Source organism: Bacteroides sp. AF34-31BH, from assembly GCF_003602795.1.
GTDB classification, from domain to species: Bacteria; Bacteroidota; Bacteroidia; order Bacteroidales; family Bacteroidaceae; genus Bacteroides; species Bacteroides uniformis.
On record NZ_QTLV01000001.1, the window covers coordinates 243,576 to 268,577 of the forward strand.

Here is a 25,002-nt window from a genome sequence, read left to right on the forward strand (position 1 = left end):
TTTATCAATTTATGGTATCAGTCTGCAAGCTGTCTGCTGCGGCAGTCTCCTCGTCAACATAGAAGATACCCTCCGGCTTGCGAATCGTGTAAACAGTCATCTGCTGATTGGATTCAAAGCCATGTCCCGTAATGATACGGTCAGGCTGCTCGATACGGATAAACTCATCCGAATAAATTCTTTGTGCCCGCTGGTCCCAATACAGCAGCTCTGTATCAAACTGCTCACCTTTCAAATTCTGTATATGCACATTCCCCATCAGTTTCCACAACTCCTCCTTATTAAAGAAGTAGGCTGTATCAGCCTTGATACTTGCCTCCACTTGGAAGATAGAGTCGAACTTCTCCAAATAGACCCCCTTTTCAAAAGCCCAGTAAGGAGGATTCTTCCGGTCAAAGACCAGCCACTCTTCCGTATTGATGCGGTAACGCGTTACACCGGAATCAGAAACCAGTGTAGTCACCCCGCGGGTATCCATCACTGCCATAGAGTCACGCTCGGTAATGGCATCTCCCAGCTCCTTCTTCTTCCCGGAACACGAAGAAAATAAAAGAAGCATAACCATTGCCCCAAGGACAATGGTTATGCTCGCATTTTTATGATAAACAATGTTGATGGGTTGTAGCAACATGATTTTATCTGATAGTTGTAGATTCACCTATCCATCCACCGATAGTGATACGGTCACCAGCTTTGTAACCCAACATAAAGAGGTCTTTAGCCTGGGGAGTGTGGCGGGAATAAGTACTAATCAATTCGTTAGCACGTTCTGTAACTGAAGGATCTACAGCTTTAGCTCTCTGCAGCTTGTCAATTACTACAAAGTAAGTACACTTATTCAGAGCAGGCTCATCGGTCCAGTTAGGATTGGAGCCGTAAAGCTGTGCCAGTAAAATATAAGGCTCTCCATAGTTCTCCTTAAAGCTCATAGCCTTTTGGCAGTAGCTTCTTGCCTGAGAGAGTTTCTTGGCCTGCATCAAGGCTGCGGCAGTAGCGTATGCCATTTCAGCCTTCTTGTCATTATCTGTTTCTTTAGCCAATGCTTCATCAAAATACTTCACGGCATTGTCATAGTCACCTTTCTTATAGTACATGTATGCTACACCTACAGCTGCATCGGCAGTCGGGTCAATCTGATACATGTACTCAGATGCCTTGAAGTAAACTTCGCTTTCGTTGCACTTCATCAATTTCAGGATGTTCAATGCCTTCTTCAAGAAAGCGGAGTCAGTCTTGCTTGCTTCCACCTTAGGACCATAGATATTCTGCAAAGATTCACAATCAGCTACACCACTCTGAATGAACATGGCCACGAGGTTATCCTTGATAGCTTGCAAGTTAGCCTTCTTAGCTTCCTTGGTTTCAGCAGCAAGTGCGTCATCTGCATACTTGGAAGCATCAATATAATCCTGGAAGAACTGGTCGGTATGATTATCATCAGCCTTTACCTTCTGCATGGAAGTATCCAGGAAATAGTGCAACACCGCACCTTTGGAACCACCCTTTTCAGCATGAACAGATTCTTTCAGCCAATTATAAGCCGTATTAAGGTCCGGAGCAGGAGCGAACTGAAGATAATCCACAGCTTTGGCACCCAAGGCATCAGCCACACTCGGCACGCCCTTCATTCCCTTACCAATGAATTCAGGAATGTACTTCATTCTCAAATCATATACATCCATCAACTCATCAAAATACTTCTTGTAATCAGCAGAATTTCTATCCTTAATCTGACTCAAGAAACCCACTAAAATCTTCTGAGCATCTGTAAATGTGTAATACCGCAGTGTAGGACAATCCTTCAATACAGCCATACAAGGAGCGTATGCATCCTTAAAGTTACCAGCTCTCACTGCTTCATGAGAGATACTACTGTTCGAATTACAATTTTCAGTCTGTGCGAAAGTGCTGGTCACTCCACCCGAAAGGAGCAAGACAGCCACAAGCGTCTTAATTTTCATTGTATTTAAATTTTAGTTGTTATATTTTTGTCTATTCAATTTCCATTAATCCACTTTACGCTTGAAGAACCAACGTTCGTTAAAGGTTACTCCGATACAAATGCGCAATGTATTTTCGTTCAAGAACGCTGCTTGGGTTCCTTTGGTTCGCACGTATTGCGCAGAAAGGCTCAATACAGAACGGGTTCTCGGTATGGGTAATCCAAAACCGGCAGTAACACCATATTCATCAGCGGCACGTACACCGTCTATCTTATAATAAGGTTTGGAATAATAAGCTCCCAAACGATACTTCACATGAGACAAATAACTTCTTCCCATAGGATTCGGCAGATACTCTGCACCAACGGATATTCTTCCACGGTCGCAAAACGCCTCGTCATTGTTCATATAGCTCACTTTGCTCCAATTCTGGAACATCACATCCGCTCCTACCGTCAGACGATTGTCGTACACGTACGTCACACCTGCGCCAAATGTTGTCGGAATGCCGCAAGTAACAATAGTATCCCTCGTTGCCGAAGTAGCTCCCGTATTGCTATCACCAGTCTGCGTAACTTCGTACGCATCGTTACTCAAATCATGCCCCGGAGAAAAGACGACTCCCAACGTTGCAACATGCTTTTTCCCAAACTGATGGGTGTACTGCGCTCCAAAATCCAACTTATAACTCTTTACAGCCACATTAGACTGTATTGTAATAGGAAATACACTTGAACTGGACGGAAAGGTTTCCGCAGCGGTTCTTGTTATATCTCCCCAAAGATACGAAAAATTCGCACCGACAGAAAGATTTTTAATTATTTTAAAGCCCGCACCTAAATAAAGCTGATGCAGACCTCCTTCTCCCGAATAGCTTACCGTCGTAGATTTGTCTGGGAATTCCGTATCTTCCCGGTACTCTCCCATGCTGTATCCCACATTCGAATAAGGCAACAATCCCAAGCTTATGGCAGCCCATTTACTTGCACGAAACTGCATCGTGATGTAATCAAAACTGGAATTCTTGGCATTTCGTTTCAGAGTACCGTTACTGAGGTTTGTATTCTGTAAAGAGACTGCTCCATCAAAGATAAAAGTCAGCGAATCTACCGCCGTATAGGATGCTGGATTAGCGAAGTTTGTCTGATACTTGTCTCGTAAACCATAGGCAATACCACCCATCGCCCTGCTGTTACTTGAGCCTTGTTCAGATAACTGTCCATATCCATATCGTGTATAGGGAGAATTTGTATTATTTTGAGCGACTGCCGCTCCTGATAATATCGTGAGCAAGAGCACTAACAGTGTTTGTCTATAGCCTGTCATTATTATAGTTTAAAATTCTATTTAATCCTTTCAACACTAAAAATCTGTCTGCAAAGATGATACTTTTTAAGTTTGTATCAAAAGAAAAATCATCCCCGCCCGTTAAAAAAACCAAAAGTTCAGGATATTTATGCTTCATAGCCGTAACGTAACCTGAAATTTCATATTCAATACCCTTCAGTACTCCGGCACGGATAGCTGTATCGGTATCCTTCCCCATGGGCACCATCCGCCCCTCAAGAGCCACCATTGGAAGCCGTCCGGTAAACTGATGAAGCGCCTTGAAACGCATCTGCAGGCCGGGAGAGATATTCCCGCCATGATAGCGGGCAGCAGCATCAACAAACTCATAAGTGATACAGGTACCGGCATCAATCACCAGTATATCCCTGCCAGGAAATTGCTCATTGGCTCCTACCACCGCCGCCATACGATCATACCCCAGCGTCCGGGGAGTTTCATAGAGGTTTTCTACCGGAAGAGAAGTCTTTTCATTGAGCCACAGAATGGGGACAGCCATATCTTCCAGTTGCGACAACACCTCTCTACTCAAATCAATGACAGTAGCCACTATCGCTTTTTCAATCGTATATGTACGGCATACTTCAGGCAACCGTTCCAACGTCAGATTGGAGTCATACACCACCTCCACGATACGTCCACCATCAAACACCGCCATCTTGGCGATTGTATTTCCTATATCAATAATGAGATTCACCGTATTGCATAAATTTAGCGGCGCAAAGATATAACATTAATATTGAAATTCAGCAGAAACCATCTCTTTATTAGAAGAACAACTGCACAAGAATTCTTATTCACATCCACACCAAACAACCACAATGCCACTTTTACATTCTGTTGAGATTTATTAAAGCCGCAACATCATACCACAACCACCTGATTATCAATACAACTAAATGCGCTACATTCAGTATACGACTGAGCCCTATTCAGTATACGATTGAATGGCATTCAGTATACGACTGAATCAGGTTCAATATACCACTATTTCTTGCACCCGTATCGTTTGTAAATAGAAAATACCTACCACTCGTACTCGACAGTTGATTCAAAACAACCAATAATGCGAATTAAGAATTGTATCAAGTTCATAATTAAAAAAGATTCTTCGGACACAGATGACCGGAATAACGCGAATAATCGCTTTAGTTCCTAATCACAAATTGGGATAATATTAGTTTTTTCCGTAAGTTTGCAGCATGAAACGAAGCCTACTTATACATATATATATAGTAATCTTTTTCTTCTGTTTGCCTTCAGCAAATGCCCAGGTGACACAACAGCAAAAGACTGCTGCAACAGACTCCGTACGCGTCAGCCTACTGACTTGCGCTGCAGGAGGAGAGATTTATTCCCTATTCGGACACACTGCCATACGGTACGAGAACTATACACGTGGCATTGACGCCGTCTTCAATTACGGCATGTTCAACTTCAACGCCCCTAACTTCATCTTCCGTTTTGCCTTGGGAGAAACGGATTATCAACTTGGAGTAACCGATTATGAGCATTTCGCCGCCGAATACAACTATCTGGGACGCGATGTCTGGCAACAAACGTTAAATCTAACAGAAGAGGAAAAAGAACGCCTGATAGCACTATTGACAGAGAACTACCGCCCTGAAAACCGAGTATACCGCTACAATTTTTTCTACGACAATTGTGCCACCCGCCCGCGGGACCAGATAGAGCGTGCCATCAACGGCACTCTGCAATACGCTGACAATATGACTGCTAACAGTACGGGAATCTCTTTCAGGGATTTGCTGCATAAATACAGTGAAGGCCATTTGTGGTCACGTTTCGGCATGGACCTATGCATGGGCAGCAAAGCAGACGAACCCATCAACCGGCGGCTGGCAATGTTCGTCCCCTTCTACATGCAGGAGTATTTCAATAAAGCGCAGATTGTGGACAAAGAAGGACAAGCACGGCCACTGGTTGCCAAAGAAGAAAAAATCGTAGTAACGGGTAAAACACCAGCCGACTTCGTCAGCAGAGGCATCACACCGATGCAGTCGGCTTCGCTATTACTGATACTTGTAGCAGGCATCAGCATTTACGGCATACGAAGAGGGAAAACTCTTTGGGGCATAGACCTCATACTCTTCTTGGTTGCCGGAATGGCTGGATGTATACTGGCATTTTTAGCACTATTCTCACAGCATCCGGCAGTAAGTCCCAATTATATATTATTTGTATTCCATCCATTTCACCTTTTCTGCCTTCCATTCATGCTATCCAGGGTACGAAAAAGGGAAATAAGCCGCTATATGCTGGTTGATTTTGTAGTTTTAACACTTTTTATAGGGCTTTGGACAATAATTCCGCAGAGAATTCCGCCAGCAGTATTACCTTTGGCACTGTGTTTGCTGATACGTTCTGCAAGCAACCTCATTCTAACATACAAACGAAAGTAATGAAAAAAGGACTGATAACTTCCATACTCGCACTTACATTCAGTGGTCTGCAAGCCCAACCGCTGCCTGCCTCCCCAAAGCTGGTGGTAACATTGACCATTGACCAGTTGCGTACAGACTATATGGAAGCATTTTCGTCCTTATACGGAGAAAAGGGGTTTAAGCGCTTACTGCGTGAAGGTAAAGTATTCCGTCAAGCAGAATTTCCTTTTTGCGGAACGGACCGAGCCTCGGCCATTGCCGCCATCTATACCGGGACAACACCGTCCATGAACGGCATCATTGCAGAGCAGTGGCTGGATGCAGGTACACTACGCCCCATAGACTGTGTAGAAGACCCCAACTTCATGGGCAACTATACCGACGAAAGCACTTCCCCCTCCCTATTACTGACCTCCACCATTGCCGACGAGCTGAAAATAGCTACCCGCAACAAAGGTCTGGTCTACGCCATCGCACCTTTCCGCGATGCCGCCATATTGGGTGCCGGGCACGCGGGGAACGGTGCTTTCTGGCTTAATAACAATACCGGAAAATGGTGCAGTACGACTTATTATAATGAATTTCCGTGGTGGCTGAGCCAATACAACGACCGAAAATCTCCTGACTACCGTATCAAGGATATGGTATGGACACCTGCACTTCCTTTTACCAACTATACATTTCTGCCCGAATGGCGCAACGAGCCATTCAAATACAAGCTGGATGGTGAACGGACAAACAAGTTCCGCCGCTTGATAACCAGCCCTTTCATCAATGAGGAAGTCAACCTGCTGACCGAAGAGCTGCTGAATAAGAGCACTATCGGACAAGATGACGTGCCCGACCTATTATCGCTGACTTACTACGCAGGAAATTATAACCACCGAAGTACGCAGGAATGTGCCATGGAAATGCAAGACACCTACGTGCGACTGGACCGTAGTATAGCTTCCTTATTAGAGCTCATAGAACGTAAAGTTGGGCTCCACAACGTACTTTTCTGCATCACCTCCACCGGCTATGCCGACCCGGAAGCAGCCGACCCGGGCGTATACCGGATACCGGGTGGTGAATTCTACCTGAACCGCTGTGCCGCCCTGCTAAACATGTACCTCATGGCATCCTATGGCGAGGGACAATATGTGGAAGCTTATTATGACCAACAAATCTATCTCAACCATAAACTTATTGAGAACAAGCAGTTGAGCCTGACTGAAATTCAAGAAAAATCTGCCGAATTTCTGGTTCAGTTTAGTGGCGTGAGCGAAGTATATTCAGCTCATCGCCTGCTTTTGGGCCCCTGGTCACCGCAAATAGAACGTATACGCAATAGTTTTCATCGCAAGCGCTCTGGCGATTTGCTCATTGAAATACTCCCGGGCTGGACTATCATGCAGGAAAATAGTACTGATAACCGTGTAGTACGTACGGCCGATATTCCTGCTCCCCTCATTTTATTGGGAGGAGGAATGAAGGCTGAAACCATCCGTACCCCCATCAGTATTGACCGCATTGCCCCTACCTTGGCAAGTGTAATGCGCATCCGCGCCCCTAATGCAAGTACAGCATCTCCCCTTGACTTTTGATTCTAAAATAATCTGTGCAAATCTGGATAATCTGTATAGAAATCAGTAACTTTGCACGCTCAACTAACTCAGCAATAATAATAAAAACAAATATATAATGGGATTTAATGAATTTTTAAGCTCGATTTTCGGCAACAAATCCACACGCGACATGAAAGAAATACAACCGTGGGTGGAGAAAATCAAAGCCGCTTACCCGGAAGTAGCCAAACTCGACAACGACGCCCTACGCGCCAAGACAGAAGAACTGAAAGCCTACATCCACGATTCGGCAGCCGAACAACGCGCCAAAGTGGAAGAACTGAAAGCCAGCGTTGAAGATACCGAACTGGAAAAACGCGAAGACCTCTTCAACCAAATCGACAAAATCGAGAAAGAGATATTGGAGATTTATGAAAAAGCGCTGGACGAAGTATTACCCACCGCTTTCTCTATTGTAAAGGAAACAGCCAAACGATTCTCTGAAAATGAAGAAATAGTGGTTACAGCTACCGATTTTGACCGCCAACTGGCTGCCACTAAAGACTTTGTACGCATCGAAGGCGATAAAGCCATCTACCAGAACCATTGGATAGCAGGTGGTAACGATACTGTATGGAACATGGTACATTATGATGTACAGCTATTCGGTGGTGTGGTTCTACATAAAGGTAAGATTGCCGAAATGGCAACCGGTGAAGGTAAGACATTGGTAGCTACCCTACCGGTATTCCTCAATGCCCTGACTGGTAACGGCGTGCACGTGGTAACAGTGAACGACTATCTGGCAAAACGTGACTCCGAATGGATGGGTCCTCTTTACATGTTCCACGGTTTGAGTGTAGATTGCATCGACAAGCACCAGCCCAACTCTGATGCCCGTCGCAAAGCTTATCTGGCAGATATCACGTTCGGTACAAACAATGAATTCGGTTTCGACTACCTGCGTGACAACATGGCTATCAGCCCCAAAGACCTGGTACAACGCCAACATAATTATGCCATTGTCGATGAGGTGGACTCAGTATTGATTGATGATGCCCGTACTCCGCTGATTATCTCCGGACCGGTTCCCAAAGGCGATGACCAACTCTTCGAACAGCTCCGCCCGCAAGTGGAACGTCTGGTAGAAGCTCAGAAAAAACTGGCTACCCAATACCTGGCCGATGCCAAGCGCCTGATTGCATCAAACGATAAGAAAGACCAGGAAGAAGGCTTCCTCGCTTTGTACCGCAGTCACAAGTGCCTGCCCAAGAACAAGGCACTCATCAAGTTCCTCAGCGAACAAGGCATCAAGGCCGGTATGCTGAAGACCGAAGAAATCTACATGGAGCAGAACAACAAGCGCATGCACGAGGTGACTGACCCGCTGTACTTCGTTATCGAAGAGAAAATGAACAGCGTGGATTTGACGGACAAGGGCGTAGACTTGATTAGTAGCAATGTAGAGGACCCCACTTTCTTCGTACTCCCCGATATCACAGCGCAACTCTCTGCCTTGGAAAACGAAACAGAGCTGACAGACGAACAGCGCCTTGAAAAGAAGGATGCCCTGATGACCAACTATGCCATCAAAAGCGAACGTGTGCATACCATCAACCAACTGTTGAAGGCATACACCATGTTCGAGAAAGATGACGAATATGTGGTAATTGACGGCCAAGTGAAGATTGTGGATGAGCAGACGGGACGTATCATGGAAGGACGTCGTTATTCTGACGGTTTGCACCAAGCCATCGAAGCCAAAGAAGGCGTGAAAGTAGAAGCTGCCACCCAGACTTTTGCCACCATTACATTACAGAACTATTTCCGTATGTACCACAAACTATCCGGTATGACCGGTACGGCAGAAACAGAAGCCGGCGAGTTGTGGGACATCTACAAACTGGATGTAGTGGTTATTCCGACTAACCGCCCCATTGCCCGTAATGACATGAATGACCGCGTTTACAAGACAAAACGTGAAAAATATAAAGCAGTCATCGAAGAGATAGAAAAAATGGTGGCAGCAGGACGCCCCGTACTGGTGGGTACCACTTCTGTTGAAATCTCTGAAATGTTGAGCAAAATGCTTACCATGCGTAAGATTGAACATAGTGTATTGAATGCCAAACTGCATCAGAAGGAAGCGGATATTGTGGCTACTGCCGGTTTGAAATGTGCTGTAACCATCGCTACCAATATGGCCGGCCGTGGTACCGACATCAAGCTGAGTCCGGAAGTGAAAGCTGCAGGCGGTCTTGCCATCATCGGTACAGAACGCCACGAATCACGCCGTGTGGACCGTCAGTTACGTGGTCGTGCAGGACGTCAAGGCGACCCGGGTTCTTCTGTATTCTTCGTATCTTTGGAAGATGACCTGATGCGTTTGTTCTCCAGTGACCGCATTGCCAGTGTAATGGACAAACTGGGTTTCAAAGAAGGTGAAATGATTGAACACGGCATGATTTCCAAATCCATTGAACGTGCGCAAAAGAAAGTTGAGGAAAACAACTTCGGCATCCGTAAGCGTCTGTTGGAATATGACGACGTGATGAACAAGCAACGTACAGTAGTCTACACCAAACGCCGCCACGCTTTGATGGGCGAACGTATCGGCATGGATATCGTGAACATGATTTGGGACCGTTGTGCCAATGCCATTGAAGCGCCCGACTACGAAAACTGCAAGATGGATGTGCTCCAGACACTTGCCATGGAAGTACCTTTCACCGAAGAGGAATTCCGTAATGAGAAGAAAGAAAAACTGGCAGACAGAACTTTTGACGCTGCCATGGAACTCTTCAAACGCAAGACAGAACGTATGGCACAGATAGCCTATCCGGTCATCAAACAAGTATACGAAACGCAGGGACACATGTACGAAAACATACTTATCCCCATCACAGACGGAAAACGTATGTACAACATCTCCTGCAACCTGAAGAGAGCTTATGAGACAGAATGTAAGGAGGTGGTGAAGTCATTCGAGAAATCCATCTTGCTGCACGTCATCGACGAAGCATGGAAAGAAAACCTGCGCGAGCTGGACGAGCTGAAACACTCCGTGCAGAATGCAAGTTACGAGCAGAAAGACCCGCTGCTGATTTACAAGCTGGAATCTGTGAACTTGTTTGATGCCATGGTGAATAAGATTAATAATCAGACTATCTCTATCTTAATGCGTGGACAAATCCCGGTACAAGAGGCTCCGGCTGAAGCCCCTGAGGCTCCCCAGGCTCCCCGCCAAGTAGAGGTGCGCCAGGCTGCTCCGGAACAACGCCAGGATATGAGCAAGTATCGCGAACAGAAGGTTGATTTGAATGACCCGAACCAGCAGGCCGCTGCGGCACAAGATACACGTGAACAACCAAGACGCGAACCTATCCGTGCCGAGAAGACCGTAGGACGCAATGATCCTTGTCCTTGCGGAAGCGGTAAGAAATACAAAAACTGCCACGGAAGGAATGCATAAAGCAAAGCTATAAAATGATAAGGCGATAGGGTGATAAGATGATACCGTCAGGTATCTTTTATCACCCTATCACTTTTTCTCCTACCACATTATCACATTTTTTATTCGTTCCAGCTTTTGAATATTCAGCTAAAAGAGTACTTTTGCTCCGAAGAACAAAACCAAAGACTATGACCAAATATCACTATTGTCTGTTATTGATGGGTTCTCTGCTGTTAGGCAGCTGTCAGAGTGTAGAACAACTGTCCATTGATTATATGCTTCCGGCAGAAGTCAGTTTCCCGGCAACACTGAAACGTGTGGCTGTTGTCAACAACATGCCAAACGTACCGGACAACAAACTCATCATCAGTGAGGAAGAACAGAAAAAAAGCGAGAATGAGGTGGCACGCCTCACCAACTACTACAATGGAGACGCCGCAATAACAACCGAATCCCTTGCAGAGGCCCTTGCCAACGAAAACTACTTTGAAGAGGTTGTGATATGCGACTCTGCCCTCCGGAGTAAAGACATCAATCCCCGCGAAAGCACATTATCGAGAGATGAAGTACTGGAACTTACACAGAATTTGGACGTAGATTTCCTGATAGCCCTGGAAAACATACAAATGCGTTCCAATCGCAAGATAAGTTATATGCCCGACTGGGGTGTGTTCCTCGGCACAGTGGATGTAAAGGTATATCCTACCGTCAGAATATATTTACCTAACCGCAAAGGTCCTATGGTGACCATCAACAGCAATGACAGTATTTTCTGGGAAGAGGCAGGAAATGGTGAAGCGTCAGTACGTTCCCGCCTCATCAGCGAAGAAGACATGGTGAAGCAAGCATCTGAATTTGCAGGAACGGTTCCGGTAAGACATCTACTCCCCTATTGGAAAACCAGTAACCGCTATCTCTTCAGTGGTGGTTCTGTAAATATGCGTGACGCAGCCGTATATGCCAAAGAAGAAAATTGGAGTAAAGCAGTAGAGCTCTGGAAGCAGACCTACGAAACAAAAAAAGGAAAACAGAAAATGTATGCAGCCTATAACACCGCTTTGGGCTACGAAATGCAAGACAGCATAGATACTGCCTTGGAATGGGCATTAAAAGCGCAAACCCTTGCCCGTGAGAAAAGCAAGACAGACAAAAAAGAGACAGGCGAAATACATGATGGAACCATCTCCTATTATATCTTTATCAGCATGTATGTAGACGAATTGGAGAAACGAAAAGAGGGAATGGCACGCCTGAACATGCAAATGAACAGATTTGATGATGATTTTTAGTCAAATGATGCAGAGATAACCGTTTTTTTTATACCTTTGAACAACCATTAAGAAAAGAAAGTTATTATGAAGCTCAGTCAATCGTCATTAGCACTCTTGGAGGACACTCTTAAAAAAGCAATCGGCAAATACACCTGCGGTTGCGAACAGACTATCGTTACAGACATTCATCTGCAACCGAATCAGAATTCGGGCGAACTGTCTATCTTTGATGATGAAGATGAAGAGCTTGCCAATACTTCCATTGAAGAATGGATGACATACGAGGGGGATGATTTCTACGAAAATGTAGAGCGTATCTTGTCCTCACTGCTCTGCAACATGAAAAATGAAGGAAAGTTCGACAAGCTGACTATCCTGAAACCATTCTCTTTTGTACTGGTGGATGATGATAAAGAAACAATAGCAGAACTGTTGCTGATGGATGATGATACTCTATTGGTCAATGAAGAGCTACTGAAAGGATTGGATGAGGAACTGGATTCTTTTCTGAAAGAGCTGCTGGAAAAATAATATTCCAAACAATCAGCCTATAAGGAAAAGAGACCTTCTTATAATAAATTAGCCCCTGCGATATAAAACGACCGCAGGGGCTAATTCTTTTTTACCTATACAATACCTAACGTATCTTAATTCCATAGAAAGAACTTGAGGTGGTAACAAAAAGCATATCCTTCTGCCTTCCACCAATTGCCAAGGAAATCGGGCGTTCTTCTATCTGAATACGTCTCTGCTCTTTACCATATTTGTCATAGACAAATATTTCACCATCAGCAACATAGACATTTCCGTCAGCATCGGTCACATTACTGTATTGGCCATAAGGACATATTATTCCTTGTTCTGTCAAACGGCCATCCCCACCAACGGAAAGTTGTACTGTCGTTTTATTCATCTCATTTACAATATAAACCGGTTCTGACTGACCGGGAACTGTAACAGTCAAAGCACAAGAACGTCCCAAATCATAGGTATCCGGAATAATTGTCACGCCATCCGGAGCGACAAAACTATACTCAGGCATACTGGCAACCACCTTGTCAAAGTCACCTCTCCAACGACTGGAAGGGTGAATGACTTTCTGTATATTCTTCATACCGGCTGTAACGACACGTGGCATAGGCTTCATCGTAGCATCCACGTTATCCGGATTAAAAGAATACCCCCAAGCACTCCAGCCACTGTTACCCCAACCACTGTACATCGGATTATCATCCGGCAAGCGCACTACCGTTTCCTGCTTGCCGTTCACCAGATAACCCGGCTGAGGGTCATAGCGGAAAATAACCAGCAGATTGTCTTGCGTATCAGTAGTCAATGTAAAAGGCTTCCAGGGATAATCGGCTATCAAAGTAATCTGCTCCGTGTCTGCCGACCATCTATAGATTTTCTTCAGACGGTTTTCACAGAAGTAGATATTTCCTTTACTGTCGGTAGTAGCTCCGGAGGCCAGTTCAAAACCGGTAGCCAGCTTCACAGGCTTGTCCATGACCGTGCAGGAAGGGCGAAGGCTCTTCTCGCTACCCGAAACAGTGAGACGGGCAAAGTCCCACGAATAAACGGGCAACTTCTTATTCATATCATATATAGGAAACTCTATGACTGGCAATATCTGCGTATAATTGTGCATATTACGGAAAGTGATATTCTTGCAATCCCATATGCGGAAACCTATCCTCTTCGGCATAAAGGCACGGATAACGCGATACATCCACACATTTACCATTTCGATATTTTGACAATTGGACATTTCTGCCATATAACAATCAGGCCCTTCACGACCTTCTTCCTCAAACTGGAAAGCATAAATTTTCCAGTTGGCCACATTATGGAAACGGGCTTCAGTACGGACATGATGCTCCAAAGACATGGCATAAATACGTCCCGGAGTCTTCGTTTCGCTAATATAAAGCCCACTGGCAGCATACGTACTGGCTGTCCAAACATCCTTAATTGTCCCGCCACCATTGTTTGTAATCCACAAACTCCAATACTGGTTGTCCCAAGCCATATCCTTACCGGTCTCCATGACCGGAGAAGACGGGGAACTAATTCGACGCTCGCCCCTGCGGTAAGACGACTGTCCGGAAACATTCGGAGCCGGTTTGCGCAAGGTGCCGTGCCCGCCTACAAACTTCACATCATTCAAGTACGAACGCTCACCCGCCATCCATTTACAGCCGACAGCACGGTAATTATACGCACCGGTATTAATACCTATACCATTCAGCATGTCGTCGCCGCCTTCGGAAGATTCAACCAAAGGCACAGGCACGCCGAAACCACTGAATGCAGGCTCGCTTTCCTTCAACAGAAATTGAGTCCCAAAAGGATGCAGCCCAATCAGCTTAGTACCGGGAGACAGCTTCAACGTTCTCGTCAGACGATACCAACCCTGGGGCACATAGATGTTTTTATGCAAAGAGACAGCTTTCTCAAAAACTTCCGTATCATCAGTCTCGCCATCACCTTTTGCCCCTAAGTCTCGGATATTGACCCATGTCTCCATTGCCGGAAGAACCGGAAGGTCCTTGCCAAGTGTAACCGGCAGTTTTGCCACCGGCTCTATTTCACATATTTCCCTGAAAGAAGAAGCATCATTCAAATCCTGATACACCAGACCGTAAGTAAACTCCTTGACTCTGTACATTTTTGCTTTTCCGGCAACTTTCTTTCCACTTTGAGCATAGCCCACCAGTACGGGAACATTCCTGCAATCCACATTCACCAGATTCAATTGCGAAAAAGTATTTCCCTCTACGCTCACCCTGACACCGGCTTCCGAAACATTCTCCCACAACGAATTCTCCACATGAAGACGGTCTGCCAGATTCTCTGCCATTTCAAAGGCAACGGGCGTATTCTTCACATGCATATTGACGATGGCAAACCCCACCTCTTTTGAATAGACAGCCGCCTTTCTCTGCCCCTCAAAGTAAGTATCGACCATCATCATAGGCCATCCCGGAGAAGTCCTGGAGGAAATTATCCCATATTCACCGCCATAAAACCTGACGTCTTCCAGTTCATTGCCAACATCATACATGCCGGCTTTCCCCGAACCAATCCGAATGTCGCAATGATTGATAAATCCATGCTGGGCAAAATGCGCACGAATGGCGACGGCTTGAGGATTACCTTTGTCTATACGGAAATCCACATTGGACACCGCACTATAGAAAGTACCTGCACCGGCATCCGAAGGCTTCCTGCCCTCTTGTGCCAGCCCTCCCGTAAACCATATCATATAATTTTGAGTAGTCTGGAAACCGGGTGTATCGGCTCCCAAATAAATCACCGGCCGTTTCTTCCCATAACCAATCAGCCGAATGGATGAGGGAATTTGAATCGTCTTGCTAATACGATAATTTCCTTCCGGCAGAAACAGTATCCCAAAGTTCTTTTCGCGCTTCACCTGATTGATTGCCTCTTGAAGTGCATCGGTCACGTCGGACTTTCCATCAGCCTTGAAGCCGTAATTCTCCGGGGTAAAGTAGAATGCTTCCGGATCGTCCGGTCTTTGCGTATAGGCGGAACCACCCTCTGCCGCCCACCCAGACGGCATATTACCGATAATCCAACAGACTATCAGCAGGTATCTCATTATTTGATAATTTCTCATTACACAGATTGTTTTAATATGGATTTTCCTTATTTAATACGTACACCAAAGAACTTGGAACGGCCTGTGACAAACAATGTATTGCCATCCTTACCGCCAAACTGTAATGTGGACGGACGTTCGGGAACACGAATCATCCCTTTCTTCTTGCCATCCTTATCAAATACATATATTTCTCCGTCAGCCACATACAAGTTCCCTTCCTTATCTACAGCAGAACCAAATTCGCCCTGCTCCACAAAATAGCTCAAGTTGGAGAGCGTGCCGTCATTGGCCACATCCATCTTCACCATTCTGCGGTCATATTCATCAGATGTATAGAAAGGCTTTCCCGGATAGGCTTCCAGCAGGGAAGAACTACGTGACAAGTCGAAATAATGAGGAATGATAGTTTTTCCATCCGGTGCCAGGAAGCACATTTCAGGAACATAGACCGACACCGCATTGAAATCGTGGAAGTCTCTCCAACGGTTAGAAGGATAAAGAGCCTTATACACGTTCTTCACTTGACCCATCGGAACACGCGGCAACAGTTTGATGGTCTCTTCCGGATTTTCCGGGTCAATGGAGTAGACTCTCATTGTATATGCGGAATTACCATATCCGCTGAAAGAAGTACCTTTTGTATCAGGCATTACCGGCATTTCCTCCGGCTTACCATTAATCAGATATCCCGGCTGCGCATCATATCTGAACAATACCAATAGATTATCTTCTGAATCAAAAGCCAGGTTGGAGGGTTTCCACGGGAAATCTGCCAGCAGCGACAAGCTGTTTGTCTCTACCGACCACTTAAAGATACGACGCATCCGATGGTCGCAGAAGTAAATGTTACCTTTACTGTCGCGCGCAATGCCTTCGGCAAATTCCAAATCGGAAGCCAATTGGTTCACCTTACCTATTTCATTGCCTAACGATTGCTGATGAGGTTCTTTTCCGGTTACAATCAAGCGAGAAAGTTCCCACGGGCGGATGTCAATGTCTTTGTTGACATCGAACACTGCAATGTTATTCGTATATTTAATCTGAGAATAGTTATGCAGGTTCAGAAATGCGATGTTCTCGCAATTGCGGATACGTACAGAACTGTGATACGGTTCATTGACACGGATAACGCGGAACATATACAAGTTTGCAAAGGTCACATCTTTGCAGTCGTCCATCTCTATCGGTTGGCAATCGGTACTTTCGCGGCTCTCTTCCTCGGTTTGCATGCAATACACCTTCCAGTTGGACACCTTGCTGAAACGTACTTCATTTCTTACATGATGCTCGATGGACATGGCATAGATACGCCCCGGAGTAGAAGTATTGTTGGCATAGAAACCATTGGTGGCATATGTGCTTGCTGTCCAGATATCTTTAAAGGTGCCACCACCGTTGTTGGTCACCCACAGACTCCAATACTGGTTGTCCCAAGCAAGGTCCATGCCCGAAGCCGCTACCGGATTATCGGGAGAACTGATACGAGCCGGTCTGTTCCACCGGCCACGTGGTTCCTCAACACCCGGTTTAGGTTTCCATAAACCGCCATGCCCGCCTACAAACTTCACGTCATTCATATAAGAATCTGCATTTGCCATCCACTTCACACCTACAGCACGATAGTTATAACCGCCGGTATTGATACCAATGCCCATCAGCATATTTGCACCGCCTTCCGAAGATTCCACCATCGCTTTCGGACCGCCAAAACCACTGAATGCAGCAGTACTTTCATCTAGCCGGAACTGAGTGCCAAAAGGATGCAGGCCTATCAACTTGGTATCGGGCTTCATCTTCAAAGTTTCGGTAATGCGATACCAGCCCTGGGGCACATAGATATTATCGTACTTGTCAATAGCCTCCTGGATGACCTTCGTATCATCCGTTTCCCCATCTCCCTTTGCACCGAATTCGCGCAGATTTACCCATGTTGCCATTGCAGGCAGTGCAGGGATGTCCATCAGTTGGGCAACCGGCATCTTCTGTATCGGTTCAATATCAACCAACGTTTCATATTCCGGCATATCCACCATGTTATCCATCTGCAAGCCGTGGTCGTATGACTTTACCTTATAGATTTTATGAGCAACATGGGTGGCCGTATTGCTACGGGTATATTTCGCCAAGGTCGGTACATTCTTACAATATACATTGCGAAAGGTTATCTGATTGTTGCTGTTGTTCTCGTTGGTAATCACCACTGCCGGACCACTTACATTTTCAAAATAGCTGTTTTCCAAAAATAACTTGTCGCAATAATTAGGGTCAATATCAAATACAGCCGGAACATTCTTGGCATACAGATTCACCATTGCCAAACCGGACTCCTGGCAACGAAGAGCAGCTACACGCTGTCCCTCAAAATAAGAGTCGACCATCATTACCGGCCATCCGGGAGAAGCTTTTGTCGTATAAATGCCATAATCTCCCCCGTAAAAAGCAACGTTTTCCAACTCATTGCCCACATCGAACAGACCAGCCTTGCCTTTACCTATGTATACGGCCACATAACTGATAAAACTGTGTTGGGCAAAGTGTGTGCGTAGCGCCACTGCATGCGGATTGCCATCTTCTATACGCAAGTTGATATTCGACATGGCACTGTAGAACGTACTGGCACCGGCATCACGGGGTTTCTCACCTTCCTTGACAACGGCTCCCGTAAACCAGAACATGTATTTAGCTTTTCCTTTATCATCAGCTACTTCCTCCTGAAAACCCGGAGAATTCTTAGCCAGAATAAATTCCGGGCGATTCTTTCCATAGCCAATCAAACGAATAGCCGTAGGAATATAAATGGTCTTGCTGATTTTATATTTACCTTCAGGGATAAAAAGGATTCCGAAATTCTTTTCTTTCTTCACTTGATTAATCGCTGCCTGCAAAGCATCCGATACATCCATCTTTCCATCCGCCTTTATAGGATAGTTCTCGGGAGTGAAATAAAAAGCTTCGGAGTCATTGGGTTTTAGAGGATATATCGAATTCAATTGTACAGCATACAACTGAGTACATATCATCCCCAGCAAAATTAAAATAATCGTGTTCAATTTCTTCATGGTCTTATTTTTAATGTATGGATAAAAAAAGACGTTCTGCCGTCAAGCAGAACGTCTCCCTCTGCTATAAATTACAATTTTATAACTACTACCGGCGCATAATTATGCCGTACAGTGCCCACACCCGAAACATCAGCCAGAGCGCCAATACGGAAATAATAATTCTTGCTGTATTTCAAGACATCAGCATTTTGTCCCAGATCGATGGACAATGTATAAATATCAGCGCTATTTATAGCAGTACTCGGACTAAACACTTGCTTATCAGTCCCTCCATTCAACGTCAATTTCACATTGTTACCTACCCACATATCTGAAAAAGCAAACAGCTGAATCTCTTTCAATTTCACTTCTTGTTTACCAGCTTCCAACGAGAATGTAGCAGTAATTACATTGCCATTCTTTTCTACTTTTGGACTTTTAACGCGAATATAAGGAATAACCTTGAAATCATACACATTATCCCCTGACTTAACAACAAAATCCTTCACTTCAAATGGATAAAAATTCCCATTTTCAAAACGGACATCATAAGTGGCAGCAAAAACCATATTGTTACGATATTCTCCAGTATTTGTGATGTACCAGGTTTGATCCGTAGCATTAGTAAATCCATGCTCCCTCACTTTAATTGCATTACCGTTTTCCATATCAGAACCTACAAGTTCACCAGTCTGTTCGTCAAGGATAGAACCATGTATGGAAGCATCCGGTCCCTCATAATTATCAATTTCACAAGATGTCAATGCGAATAAGAAGCATGACACAAATAACAATATCTTTTTCATAACTTTCTACTTAATATTATTCAAATTAATGACCTGGATTCTGAACTAAACCATTCGTGGCAATATTAGGTATGCCCCTATAGTAATTGATGTTCTGGAAAGTACGCCCTCCTCTTGTTTCGTCACCAAAGTAGTTCACCCTTGCAAAGACATATTTAGGCTCTGCACCACGCAAGTCAAGCATCGGCACCAAAGCTTTACGAATTCTATTATTGCTGAACTCAGTATGGAATTCCCTACGACGATTCATATCCCAAAAACGCTTTCCTTCAAACGCCATCTCCACACGACGTTCCTTCAGGACATTCTCCAATGTCAAAGATATCCGGTCGGTGTGTCCGGCTCTACGTCGCAAAGCATTCAAACAGTTCCCAGCCAATTCCTTATCGCCCAATCCACTACCATTTTCCACAACAGCCTCAGCATAATTCAGGTAGACTTCTGCCAAACGCATATCAATATAAGAGGTAGTGGACGAAAGACGGTCGGGAGACATGCTCTCGCCCTCGGGCATATACTTACGAACTCCAAAACCTGTAGCAGTCCAATTGGCATCCTCACCACTGTTCACATTATTAAATCCGGAGAACATGGTTTCACCTTCGGCTCCTAAAGCATAATATGTTGTTCCATTTTTCTGAGTAGACTCGTTTGAATAAGCCACATAGCTATTATTGTCCTTGATAAATCCGCCCTGGATAATAATCTCAGTGCCGGCATAAGATGAACCCGGCACAACCACACTTGCCAACAGACGTGCATCCTTGTTGGCAAACGGTTCATACAAATCGTTGTATTTAACAAAAGGTACCGACATCAAGGTGTTCACTACAGAAGCATTATTCATATTATGGAAATTAGCGATATAAGCATCTTCATTCCCATCCGTACGAGTTACAATCTTTGCACTTTTTCCCGTGCCGTCATCCGTATAATCTTCAAACAAATCAACGATTTCCAACATCGGATTGAAACGTCCATATTTCAGAGCGCCCGGATTGACTTGAGGAAGGATATTAAACTGAGCATAGCTATGTCCCTGATTAGTATTGGTTGTTCCATTAAGATACGCTTTACTGAAAATAATCTCTTCATTCTGGTCATTCAGGAACAAGGCCTGGAAGTTTGATGCAGCCTCCTTAACAGTAGCCGGAGCAGGCTTATAAAGAGATTTACCGGAATTCTCTATAAGGAACTTAGATGCTTCAATACATTCTTTATAGAATGCATCGGCATCGGCAGAAGTCATTCCACCCACCAGTTTCTGAGTGACAGCCTCACCAGCCAAAGGTGCCAGATTCCAATACTTGGCTACAGAAGCTGCATGAAGTGCAACTCTTGACTTCAACGCATAAGCTGCCCACTTGGTTACGCGATACAAATCCGAACCAGAAGTCGCATCGGGCAAAGTAGCAGCAGCAAGGGTACACTCATTCAATACAAATTTCCAAGTATCCAACTCTGTACTGCGGGGAACTGCCACAGCACCCGGTCCACCATTGGCATAATCATCGTCCTGCACTTTGTCAATCAGAGGAACACCGCCATATCTTTTTACAAGCCCATAATACATATAAGCACGTGCAAAATGGGCTTCACCAGTCATACGATCCGCATCTGCAACAGAAATTGTTCCGGCTTCCTTGGCTTTTTCTACATTCTGCATAAAGATATTCACCTGACGAATATCTCCATAGGGCCAATAATTGAATCCTTCATAACCTATACCCACTCCTCCGTCACTACGGGTAGCTTCGTCGGTGAGAAATGCCAAATTAGTAGTTTCATTCACACCATCATAACCGCGTTGATTAAAACCAGCATTCGGACGATAATTAAAATCTTCCATAGGAATCATGGTATATATGTTTGCCAATAGTGCCTTTACACCACCTTCTGTCTCCAATAACTGCTCGGGAGACACTTTATCCAGCGGTTCAAGTTCCAAGAAGGCATTACAACCGGACAATCCCATCAATGCACATAATGAGAATATCGATAAAATATTTTTTTTCATGGTATTTCAGAATTAAAAGTTTATGTTTAACCCAAAGTTATAAGTTCTCATCAACGGATATGCCAGGTTGGCTCCCCAATCCCTTTCCTCACGTTCGGGGTCAGCATCCTTCAAAGCCTTGTTACAGAACGTAAGCAGATTTGAACCATTGACAAAGATACGGGCACTGTTCAACCCGATTCTTTTCATAAATGATTTTGGCAGATTGTAACCGATCTCCATACTCTTCAAACGGAGATAAGTAGCTTGCGGAAGCCAAACGGAAATACCATAATTCCATCTACTACCATTATCCGAAGTATTGGAGAAATTGTGGCGTAATGCCGGATAATAACCGGCTACCCATTGTGTGGCAGGATTATACGGATCATCTGTTATATTTGCAGGATGCCAACGATCTACATACTTCGCAATTAAATAAGATTTATTTGTCTTGCCACCATATCCCCAAACATCATCATTGGCATATCCGATGGAGTAACCGGAAGCTCCTTGAAACAGCATATTGAGATCAAAATTCTTATAAGAAGCCGCCAAAGTCAACCCATACTGGATAGGAGGATTTGCACCGGTTGCCCAAAACTCCGGAACACGGTCACTGCTGTTAATCCTGCCATCACCATTCAAGTCAAGCAATCTGTAACTACCCGGAAGCATCTTAGAGTTACCCAAGTTTCCACCAATCAAAGGAGCCGTTTCATACTGTTCCAAAGAAGTATATTGGCCATCGTATTTATACAACCACATCACATTACTGTTACGGTTTTCCTTTCCATTCAGCCATCTATCCATAGAACTGGTATATTCTGCATGTTCCACATGCAGACTTCTTTCACGGGCATACGTAAAATTAGCACTTACTGAATATGAGAAGTCCTTACCGATTTGTCCTCTGTGTCCCAATTCAATCTCAAAACCCCGGTTCCGGTTAGAATTCAGATTTTCCTTCGGGAAACTTGCACCAAATGTATCAGGAGCAGATTGTGCACGGTCGGCCAAAATGCCTTCATTCTTACGATTGAACCACTCGATAGTACCACTCAACTTACCGTTCCATAAGTCAAAATCCAGACCTACATTGGAAATAGAAGATGTAACCCAAGAAAGCCGGTCAGTCACTACACCAGGAGCTACCATACCCATAATCTGGCTGGCACCATCAAAAACATAACCATTAGAAGCTGAATTATAAGCAGATACATATTGGAAAGGATCACCGGCATCATATCCACTTTGCCCAAAAGAGCCCCTGATTTTCAAATTAGTAATAAACGGCAAATTGTCCTTGATGAAACTTTCTTCCGAAAGTCGCCATCCGGCACTTACCGACGGGAAGAACGTCCAACGCTTAGAAGGAGCATAACGATAAGAACCATCATAACGTCCTACTACCTCCAACAAGTATTTACCGGCATAATCATAGTTCGCACGCATCAGATAGGCTGCCAAACGGCCAAAACTACGATACCCTGAATTGGTAGCTGTACCCGGACTTGCCTGATTCAAAATATCATTAGTAAACAACTCTGAATATTGCCGGGAACCGGATAATTCATCGCGTCGTGTACTGCTCAACTCTGCTACAGCTGTCACATTCAAATTGTGCTGATTGAAAGAACGCATATAATTAGCCTGCAACCTACCATAAATCTTCTGATATATTCTCATCGTATTGGAATAAGCATCAGTACTACCTCCCGTACCGGCAGGCGCATCTGTATAATAATCATACAACGGATAAGAACGATTTAAAGAAGAGTTGTTACGATTGTTACCGTCAAATGACCCCAAAAGACTCAATGCCAACCCTTTTACAAAAGGAACTTGCCAATTCAATTCCACATCGGCAGAATACGTCAGGCCTCTGTTCTTGCGATAACCGTCTATATCCGGATCAACCAACGCAAAAGGATTCTTGTTTTCAGGACCGATTGCAGACAAATGATTGGGATTATTAATCGTATGAGTACCGATACCACGGTCATTAACCATCAAAGTCTTAAAAGTCCACATAAAATCCTCTCTCGGCCTTTGGGTTTCATCCCAACGCCCGGACAGATTCACATTCAGTTTCAGCCCTTTCGTAAGCTCTGCAGTCAAGTTACTTCTCAGATTATATCTATGATAGTATTGGATACCACTCTTCAGCAAACCATTATCGCCATTATAGCCGAAGCTCACATAATATTTCACCTTATCCGTTCCGCCTCTCACAGAAACAGTATGCGATTGCTGGAACGCCAGTTTATTCATAAACATGTCAATCCAGTTATTGTCTGTATAACCCTTAGCCCCGGTTCTATACAGTTCCAGAATATCGTCAGTGTATTCAGGGGCAGCCTGGTCATTACGTGCCCTTTCATTGGCCAACATGCGATAAGTATAAGCATCTACCGTTTCTTCCATACCCGTGGCATTCTTCATACCGAACAATGCCGAGTAAGATACTCTGGTCTTTTCGGCCACACCTTTTTTGGTAGTAACAATGATTACGCCATTAGCCGCATTCATACCATAAATAGCGGCAGAAGCATCTTTCAAAATAGAGATACTTTCTATATCCTCAGAATTCAGCTGTGCAAGTTCTTCAGTACCTTCACGCGTGATACCATCAATTACCACCAACGGGTCACCATAACCGCGAATGCTCACCATATTGTCGAAAGTTCCCGGCTCTCCGGTTTTCTGGCGAATCAATAGTCCCGGCATCTTACCTTGAATATTGCTAATCAGATTCTCGGTCTTGGTCGTAGCTATTTCATCAGCACCAATGGCTGCAATGGCACCGGTCAGTGATTCTTTCTTCTGTACACCATATCCTACAACAACCACTTCATCCAATATCTCAGCATCTTCTACCAAAACTATCTTGAACGAATTTCGGCCTGCAACCTTTATGTTTTGTGTCTTATAACCTACATAGCTTATTATAAGAGTAGCATCAGAGCCCACATTGGTCAGAATGAAATTACCGTCAATGTCTGTTATGACACCGTTGGTAGTTCCCTGCACCAAGATACTGGCACCAATCACCGGTTCACCGGTTGCATCGACCACAGACCCTTTCACCGTCGCAGCCTGCAAAGCCATCTGTACCCCATCAGCTCCTACAGCTTTATCATAAAGGATTATATTACGGTCCAATATCTTATAGCCTATATTGGTTCCTTTGAATACATCGTTCAGAACCTTGAATATGGTTTTGTTATTTGCCCGGACCGATACACGGCGCTTAACGTCAATCTGCTTGTTGTTGTAGAAGAAAACAAATTCGGTACCTTGTTCCAGCTCCGTCAGTACTTCATCAACAGTCTTGTTCTCAAGAGCAATGTTTACCATTGTCTTTTGAGCATAACCTTCATTGGCAAAAGTCATACCAACCAAACAAAACAACATAAATAATGTGCATCTCATAGCAAGAGGAATTTTTTTCATGCATCTCATCAGGACACTTTTTGCCCTAAATGATTGGATACAATAGTGTTTTTTCATAATTTTGTATTGATTTCTAGTGAAAAAATAAAGTTACTTTATCTGTCGCCAAAC

Annotated in this window: 14 protein-coding genes; 5 read left to right on the forward strand and 9 right to left on the reverse strand. The window is 44.5% G+C overall.

From position 1 onward, the window contains the following. Positions 1-4: 4 nt before the first annotated feature. The 4 genes from lptC to DWZ67_RS01080 are packed head-to-tail and all read right to left on the reverse strand — an operon-like array spanning position 5 to position 3,987. Positions 5-631 (reverse strand): LPS export ABC transporter periplasmic protein LptC, encoded by a 627-nt coding sequence (gene lptC / locus DWZ67_RS01065; RefSeq protein ID WP_005831952.1) that lies wholly within the window; start codon positions 629-631, stop codon positions 5-7. Positions 632-635: 4 nt separating this feature from the next. Further along, positions 636-1,961 (reverse strand): tetratricopeptide repeat protein, encoded by a 1,326-nt coding sequence (locus tag DWZ67_RS01070; RefSeq protein ID WP_005831953.1) that lies wholly within the window; start codon positions 1,959-1,961, stop codon positions 636-638. Positions 1,962-2,006: 45 nt separating this feature from the next. Beyond that, positions 2,007-3,269, reverse strand: a complete 1,263-nt coding sequence (locus DWZ67_RS01075) for a hypothetical protein (RefSeq protein ID WP_057089747.1) — start codon at positions 3,267-3,269, stop codon at positions 2,007-2,009. After that, positions 3,256-3,987 carry a type III pantothenate kinase gene (locus DWZ67_RS01080; protein ID WP_044468995.1) on the reverse strand — a complete coding sequence of 244 codons (732 nt, stop codon included), beginning with the start codon at positions 3,985-3,987 and terminating at the stop codon, positions 3,256-3,258. Before DWZ67_RS01080 ends, DWZ67_RS01075 begins: the two co-directional genes overlap by 14 nt. A 505-nt stretch (positions 3,988-4,492) precedes the next feature. Here DWZ67_RS01080 and DWZ67_RS01085 point away from each other — a divergent pair. From DWZ67_RS01085 to DWZ67_RS01105, 5 genes are all read left to right on the forward strand, one after another. Beyond that, the gene (locus tag DWZ67_RS01085; protein ID WP_044468557.1) at positions 4,493-5,713 is read left to right on the forward strand and encodes a DUF4105 domain-containing protein; all 1,221 of its coding nucleotides are present in this window, start codon (positions 4,493-4,495) and stop codon (positions 5,711-5,713) included. Continuing rightward, positions 5,713-7,281 (forward strand): alkaline phosphatase family protein, encoded by a 1,569-nt coding sequence (locus tag DWZ67_RS01090; RefSeq protein WP_057089745.1) that lies wholly within the window; start codon positions 5,713-5,715, stop codon positions 7,279-7,281. Before DWZ67_RS01085 ends, DWZ67_RS01090 begins: the two co-directional genes overlap by 1 nt. Before the next feature lie 97 nt (positions 7,282-7,378). Continuing rightward, positions 7,379-10,714 carry a preprotein translocase subunit SecA gene (secA, locus tag DWZ67_RS01095; RefSeq protein ID WP_005831963.1) on the forward strand — a complete coding sequence of 1,112 codons (3,336 nt, stop codon included), beginning with the start codon at positions 7,379-7,381 and terminating at the stop codon, positions 10,712-10,714. Positions 10,715-10,884: 170 nt separating this feature from the next. Further along, a complete protein-coding gene (locus DWZ67_RS01100) occupies positions 10,885-11,985 on the forward strand; it encodes a DUF6340 family protein (RefSeq protein WP_016272897.1) in 1,101 nt (366 codons plus the stop codon). 66 nt (positions 11,986-12,051) lie between these two features. Then, positions 12,052-12,498, forward strand: a complete 447-nt coding sequence (locus DWZ67_RS01105) for a hypothetical protein (RefSeq protein WP_016272898.1) — start codon at positions 12,052-12,054, stop codon at positions 12,496-12,498. A 106-nt stretch (positions 12,499-12,604) separates the two neighbouring features. On the opposite strand, the gene DWZ67_RS01110 is transcribed toward DWZ67_RS01105, so the two are convergent. From DWZ67_RS01110 to DWZ67_RS01130, 5 genes are all read right to left on the reverse strand, one after another. Further along, positions 12,605-15,607, reverse strand: a complete 3,003-nt coding sequence (locus DWZ67_RS01110; protein ID WP_120137979.1) for a glycoside hydrolase family 55 protein — start codon at positions 15,605-15,607, stop codon at positions 12,605-12,607. A gap of 29 nt (positions 15,608-15,636) precedes the next feature. Further along, on the reverse strand, positions 15,637-18,651 hold the full coding sequence (locus tag DWZ67_RS01115) for a glycosyl hydrolase family 28-related protein (protein WP_057281665.1): 3,015 nt from the start codon (positions 18,649-18,651) through the stop codon (positions 15,637-15,639). 71 nt (positions 18,652-18,722) lie between these two features. Next, positions 18,723-19,439 (reverse strand): DUF3823 domain-containing protein, encoded by a 717-nt coding sequence (locus DWZ67_RS01120; protein WP_005831972.1) that lies wholly within the window; start codon positions 19,437-19,439, stop codon positions 18,723-18,725. Between the two features lie 25 nt (positions 19,440-19,464). Continuing rightward, the gene (locus DWZ67_RS01125; protein ID WP_120137980.1) at positions 19,465-21,456 is read right to left on the reverse strand and encodes a RagB/SusD family nutrient uptake outer membrane protein; all 1,992 of its coding nucleotides are present in this window, start codon (positions 21,454-21,456) and stop codon (positions 19,465-19,467) included. Positions 21,457-21,468: 12 nt separating this feature from the next. Then, positions 21,469-24,870, reverse strand: a complete 3,402-nt coding sequence (locus tag DWZ67_RS01130) for a TonB-dependent receptor (protein WP_057281727.1) — start codon at positions 24,868-24,870, stop codon at positions 21,469-21,471. Positions 24,871-25,002 lie beyond the last annotated feature (132 nt).